3 protein-coding genes are annotated in these 3,429 nt (G+C 72.8%); 2 read left to right on the top strand and 1 reads right to left on the bottom strand.

Annotation, left to right across the window (positions count from 1 at the left end):
- The first annotated feature begins 103 nt into the window (after positions 1 to 103).
- The gene (locus ACFU99_RS37995) at positions 104 to 823 is read left to right on the top strand and encodes an ABC transporter permease subunit (RefSeq protein ID WP_384401565.1); all 720 of its coding nucleotides are present in this window, start codon (positions 104 to 106) and stop codon (positions 821 to 823) included.
- Between the two features lie 174 nt (positions 824 to 997).
- Entirely contained in the window at positions 998 to 2,278 is a 1,281-nt protein-coding gene (locus ACFU99_RS37990; protein WP_384401562.1) for an amidohydrolase, read from the top strand.
- A gap of 20 nt (positions 2,279 to 2,298) precedes the next feature.
- Here ACFU99_RS37990 and ACFU99_RS37985 read toward each other — a convergent pair whose 3' ends face one another.
- Complete coding sequence (locus ACFU99_RS37985) at positions 2,299 to 3,246, bottom strand: aminoglycoside phosphotransferase family protein (protein WP_384401559.1); 948 nt, start codon at positions 3,244 to 3,246, stop codon at positions 2,299 to 2,301.
- Between the last annotated feature and the right edge of the window lie 183 nt (positions 3,247 to 3,429).

Genomic DNA, 3,429 nt, shown 5'->3' with positions numbered 1-3,429 from the left:
CCGGCGCCCATGCGACCACCACGCAACCCATCCACACCAAGTCCAGCAGTCTCTCCGGGGCTGACCTGGAGCCACCTACTCACGAATTAGGAGCCTTGAAGCGATGTACAACCACACCGTCGCCCGGCTCACCTACCGGGCCCTCCTCGGCCGCCGCCGAGCCCTCATCCTGTGCGCGCTGCCCGTGCTGCTGCTGGTCATCGCGGCGGCCATCCGCGCCATGACCGGCGCCGACGACCAGACCGCCGTCGACGTCCTGGGCGGCTTCGCGCTCGCCACCATGGTCCCGCTGATCGGCGTCATCGCCGGCACGGGCGCGATCGGCCCGGAGATCGACGACGGCTCCGTCGTCTATCTGCTGGCCAAGCCCGTCAAGCGGCCCACGATCATCTTCACGAAGCTGCTCGTCGCGATCGGCGTGAGCGTCGCCTTCTCGGCCGTGCCGACCCTGATCGCCGGGTTCCTGCTCAACGGCAACAGCCAGCAGATCGCGGTGGCCTACGCCGTCGCCGCGGCCGTCGCCTCCGTCGCCTACAGCGCGATCTTCCTGCTGCTGGGCACCGTCACCCGGCACGCGGTCGTCGTCGGCCTGGTCTACGCGCTCGTCTGGGAGGCCCTGTTCGGCAGCGTCGTCGAGGGCGCACGCACCCTCAGCGTCCAGCAGTGGGCCCTGGCCCTCGCCCAGAAGATCGGCGCGGACGGGGCGATCACCTCTGAGGTCGGGCTGCCGCTCGCGCTGATCCTGCTGATCGGCGTCACCGTCGCCGCCACCTGGTACGCGGGCCAGAAGCTGCGCTCGCTGACGGTCGCCGGGGACGACTGACCGCCGCCGGGGGCCTGTTGGGCTCCGCTGCCGCACCCGGCCTCCGACACCGCCGCTGACAACGCCACCGCCCCCGTGCGGTGGCGTTGTCAGTGCCCAGGCGTACAACTGTGCTGAGGGTGGGAGTGTGTGGAGAGCGACAACCGGAGCGACAACCGAGCAGAGGAGCGCGTGATGACAACGGCGACACGAACGGTTCTCGACGGCCTGGACGGCATCAAGGAGCCCTTGGCCGACCTCTACCGCGATCTGCACGCCCACCCCGAGCTGTCCTTCGCCGAACACCGCACCGCCGCCGAGGCCGCCCGCCGCACCGCCTCGTACGGGTACGAGGTGACCACCGGCGTCGGCCGCACCGGCGTCGTCGCGGTGCTGCGCAACGGCGCGGGCCCCACCGTGCTGCTGCGCGCCGACATGGACGGGCTGCCCGTACGCGAACAGACCGGCCTCGCCTACGCGTCCAAGGCCACCGGCACCGACCCGGAGGGCAACGAGGTCCCGGTCATGCACGCCTGCGGCCACGACACGCACGTCACCTGTCTGCTCGGCACGCTCCAACTCCTCGCGCAGGGCCGCGCGCACTGGTCCGGCACGGTCATCGGCGTCTTCCAGCCCGCCGAGGAGCTCGGCCAGGGAGCCAAGGCCATGCTCGGCGACGGTCTGTACGAGCGGTTCGGCACCCCGGACGTCGTCCTCGGCCAGCACGTGGTGCCGATGCCCGCCGGGATGGCCGGCTGCCACCCCGGCCCCGCCTTCTCCGCCACCGACTCCCTGCGCGTACGGCTGTACGGGCGCGGCGGCCACGCCTCGCGGCCGGAGTCGACGGTCGACCCGGTGGTGATGGCCGCCGCCACGGTGATGCGGCTCCAGACGGTCGTCTCCCGCGAGGTCGCCGGAGGCGACACGGCGGTGGTGACGGTCGGCTCCATCCGGGCCGGCACCAAGGACAACATCATCCCGGACGAGGCCGAGATCAAGGTCAACATCCGCAGCTACACCGAGCCCGTACGGACACGGGTGCTCGCGGCGGTGAAGCGGATCATCCGGGCGGAGGCCGCCGCCTCGGGCGCGGAGCGGGAGCCCGACATCGAGACCATCGACTCCTTCCCGGTCCTCGTCAACGACGCGGACGCCGTGCGGCGCACCATGGCGGCCATCGGCGCCGAACTGGGCACGGACCGCGTCCTGGACCCCGGGCCCATCACCGGGAGCGAGGACGTCTGCCTCTTGGCGACCGCGGCCGGGGCGCCGCTCTGCTACTGGCTCTTCGGGGGCATCGACGCGCAGACCTACGAGACCGCTCAGAAGGCGGGCACCATGGACTCGGACGTGGCGTACAACCACTCCCCGTTCTTCGCCCCGCTCGCCGAGCCGACGGTCATCACGGGCGTCAAGGCGTTCACCGCCGGAGCGCTCGCCTGGCTGGGCCCGGCCGCCGCCTCAGCGGGGCAGTAGCCTCAACGTGGCAAGCAGCCTCAACAGGGCAGCAGGGCACGGGCGATGGCCGCCTGATCCGGTCGCACGGCGTGCTCGCCGTCCGCCACGTCCCACAGGGAGTTCTGGAGCACCCGGCCGAGCGTCCAGCGCGCCGCCCGCTCTCGGTCCAGGCCGACCACTTCGGTCATGAGGTCGAAGCGGCGGCGGACGGCGCGCCGTACGTCGCCGGTGGCCGCGATCTCCTCCCACCGGTTGTGGAGGGCGGGCATCAGGTCGAAGCCGGGGGCGCCGGCGAGCGGCTTGGGGTCGATGGCCAGCCACGTTCCCCGGTCCGAACCGGGCGGCGGGGCCAGCACGTTCTCGTAGTGCAGGTCCCAGTGCAGCAGCCGGTCCCCGGGCTCGCCGAGGACGTCGCGCACGGCCGCGGCGCACTGCCGCAGCAGTTCGCGGTCGCCGGGGTCGGGCAGTTCGGACAGCGCCTTCGGCACGTCGTCGAGCATGGCGGCGGCGATGTCGGCCAGGGTCCGCATTCCGGCGGGCGCGGGGTGGGACACGAGGTGGGCCAGCAGTTCGGAGAGGTCCGTGAGGGCCGCTTCGACGTCCTGGACGTCATCGAGCGAGTTCTCGGCGTCGAGCCGCTCCAGAAGCATCGTCCCGGACTCGGCGTCGTGCTCCAGCAGCCGTACGCTCCGGTCGCCGCCCCAGGCCCGTAGCGCTACGGGCTCGCCGACGCTCTCCTCGTCCAGGGGCTGGAGCTTGAGGGCGGCCGGCGTGCCGTCCTCGCGCACGACGGGGAGGACGAGGGCGACCATGCCGTGCATGGCGGCACCGGTCCGGCGTAGCCGCCAGTGGTCCAGGAACTGGGCGGCCAGGGTGGGGAGGGTGGTGATCCAGGGGGCGCCGTCGCGGACGTACTGGGGGTATCCGGCGTGGGCCTCGGCCAGTTCGGCGGGGACGGTGACGGGGGTGGTGGGCGGTGGGGGCATGGGGTTCAGTGTGCCGGTGGGTGGGGCGGGGGGCCGGGATTTTTCGGGGCGGCGGCCAGGTCCTCAAACGCCGGACGGGCTGGGGGTGGTGCGGGGCGACCGCGGCGGGTGCGGGCCGTCCTAGGCCAATGCCTCGGGGCGCTGCCCCGGACCCCGGTCCTCAAGCGCCGGACGGGCTGGATG

Source organism: Streptomyces sp. NPDC057654 (assembly GCF_042800135.1).
GTDB lineage: Bacteria > Actinomycetota > Actinomycetes > Streptomycetales > Streptomycetaceae > Streptomyces.
This window is presented reverse-complemented; position numbering and strand designations above follow the sequence as displayed.

Coding starts and splice junctions, on each gene's coding strand:
- ACFU99_RS37995 (WP_384401565.1), top strand. CDS start 104: ATGTACAACCACACCGTCGCCCGGCTCACCTACCGGGCCCTCCTCGGC.
- ACFU99_RS37990 (WP_384401562.1), top strand. CDS start 998: ATGACAACGGCGACACGAACGGTTCTCGACGGCCTGGACGGCATCAAG.
- ACFU99_RS37985 (WP_384401559.1), bottom strand. CDS start 3,246: ATGCCCCCACCGCCCACCACCCCCGTCACCGTCCCCGCCGAACTGGCC.